This is a genomic window from Pseudonocardia sp. SID8383, assembly GCF_009864975.1.
GTDB classification, from domain to species: domain Bacteria; phylum Actinomycetota; class Actinomycetes; order Mycobacteriales; family Pseudonocardiaceae; genus Pseudonocardia; species Pseudonocardia alni.
Genome location: NZ_WWFY01000891.1, coordinates 1 through 1,806, shown reverse-complemented (window position 1 = coordinate 1,806; position 1,806 = coordinate 1). Strand labels below are relative to the sequence as shown.

2 protein-coding genes and 1 pseudogene are annotated in these 1,806 nt (G+C 77.5%); 1 reads left to right on the top strand and 2 read right to left on the bottom strand.

Annotation, left to right across the window (positions count from 1 at the left end; genetic code table 11):
* The first annotated feature begins 395 nt into the window (after positions 1–395).
* Positions 396–932: a hypothetical protein gene (locus tag GTW08_RS21490; protein WP_073577703.1), complete on the top strand. Its 537-nt coding sequence runs from the start codon at positions 396–398 to the stop codon at positions 930–932.
* A 71-nt stretch (positions 933–1,003) separates the two neighbouring features.
* Here GTW08_RS21490 and GTW08_RS21485 read toward each other — a convergent pair whose 3' ends face one another.
* Together GTW08_RS21485 and GTW08_RS21480 are read right to left on the bottom strand one after the other, a co-directional pair.
* Complete coding sequence (locus GTW08_RS21485; protein ID WP_073577704.1) at positions 1,004–1,501, bottom strand: methylated-DNA--[protein]-cysteine S-methyltransferase; 498 nt, start codon at positions 1,499–1,501, stop codon at positions 1,004–1,006.
* Positions 1,498–1,806: pseudogene (locus tag GTW08_RS21480) on the bottom strand (DNA-3-methyladenine glycosylase 2 family protein); the annotation flags it as partial. The pseudogene GTW08_RS21480 and the gene GTW08_RS21485, both read right to left, overlap by 4 nt.

Sequence of the window (1,806 nt, the reverse complement as noted above, 5' to 3'; positions counted from 1 at the left end):
CCGGGTGGTGGCGGCGGTGTTCGCGGCCGCCCGGGCCGCCTCGGCCGCCTCGGCCCGGAACCGGGCGGCGGCCACCGACCAGACCACGGCGGCGGCGACCGCCGCACCGAGCAGCGATCCGAGGAGCAGGCTGAGGACGTCCACCCCCGCAGCGTGCACCGCACCCCCGACAGTTCCGTGTCGCCGCAGCTCAGTGGCGTGTCCGGAGCCGGGTGTTTCGCACGGGCACGCACGGGGACGGCCGGCGGCCGGCCGGGTTGCCCCGGCGAGGCGGATGCCACGCCGGGCGAACCGGTTCGCGATGCACACGTCTTTCCCGGTGTCGGACCTTCGGGGGGCCGACGGTCCGGGCCGGGGGGCCCGGGCGCACCGCGAGAGTGAGAGAGGTACCTGTGATGACCACCCGACTCGCCCGCACCATCGGCCGTGGGGCCGCCACGACCACCGCCGCCCTGGCGGTCGCCGCCGCGGCCGTGCTCGTCCCGGCCGGGGTCGCCTCGGCCGCACCCGCGACGCCGGCGGGGGACCCGGCGCCCAGTGCCTGCCGCCCGGCGAACCAGCAGGCGACCATCCACCCGGCCCCGGGCAGCGCCGGCCACCGTCACTACACGGTCGTGCTCAGCGCGGCCCCGGGCACGTCGCCGTGCCTGCTGTCCGGATCGCCGTCGGACCTGGTGTTCAGCCTGAACGGCTCGCCGCGCGCCTCCGAGGTCGCGGTGCCCTACGGCGATCAGACCCGCGCCGTCGAGTTCGGGCCGGGTGAGCCCGTGCAGTTCGACGTGCAGGTCCGCAGCTCCGCCGGACCCGCCCGGGCGAACGAGCTGGAGTTCTCGCTGCACGGTCCCGGGGGTGACGTCCCGGGCGGCTTCCTGGCCCGGGGACCGATCGGCGTCGACGCCGGCATCCAGGTCGGCCCGGTCACCGAGCGCTGACCCGGGGCGCCGCCCGGGACCACCGGTCACGCGGCGGCCGCGGTGCGCGATCCGCGGCCGCCGCGGCGATGTCAGACCGCCTCGTGCTCCAGCAGCCACCGCTTCACGGCCAGGCCGTAGCGGAACCCGCCCAGGCTCCCGTCGGTGCGCAGCACCCGGTGGCACGGGACGAACAGCGCCGCCGCATTGAACGCGCAGGCACCCGCCGCGGCCCGCACCGCCGCGGGGCGGCCGGTCTTCTCGGCGTAGCCGGTGTAGGTGACCGGTGCCCCCGCGGGGACGGTCCGCAACACGTCCCACGCCAGCTCCCGGTAGGGGCCGGACCGCTGGCGGACGGGCACGTCGTCGATCACCGACAGGTCGCCGCCGTGGTAGCGGTCGACCGCCTCGCCGACCGCACCGAGGTCGCCCTCGACCACGGTCGCCGGGGACAGCGAGCGGTGCACCAGGGCGAGCAGCTCGTCGACCGAGGCGGTCCAGCCGGAGGCGAGGACGTGTCCGTCGTCGTCGACGACGGCGGTGAACGGCCCGGCCGGGGTGTCCCGTGTGGACCACGTCGCTGTGCTCATGCGCTCCTCCGAGGAGTGGTGGTGGCGGCGGACGTCGCGGCCCGCCAGAGATGGGTGGCGGCGTAGGACCGCCAGGGGGCCCAGGCGTGGGCGCGCGCGGTGAGCGCCGCCTCGTCGCCGGGCAGTCCGAGCGCCTCGGCCCCGCGGCGCACCGCGAGGTCGGAGGCGAGCAGCTCGTCGGGATCGCCCAGGACGCGCATGGCCAGGTAGCCGGCGCTCCACGGACCGATCCCGGGCAGCGCGCACAGCTCGGCGCGCAGCCCGTCCGGGTCGCGCCCGGGGTCGAGGGCGAGGGTGCCGTCGGC

Coding starts and splice junctions, on each gene's coding strand:
- GTW08_RS21485 (WP_073577704.1), bottom strand. CDS start 1,501: ATGAGCACAGCGACGTGGTCCACACGGGACACCCCGGCCGGGCCGTTC.
- GTW08_RS21490 (WP_073577703.1), top strand. CDS start 396: ATGACCACCCGACTCGCCCGCACCATCGGCCGTGGGGCCGCCACGACC.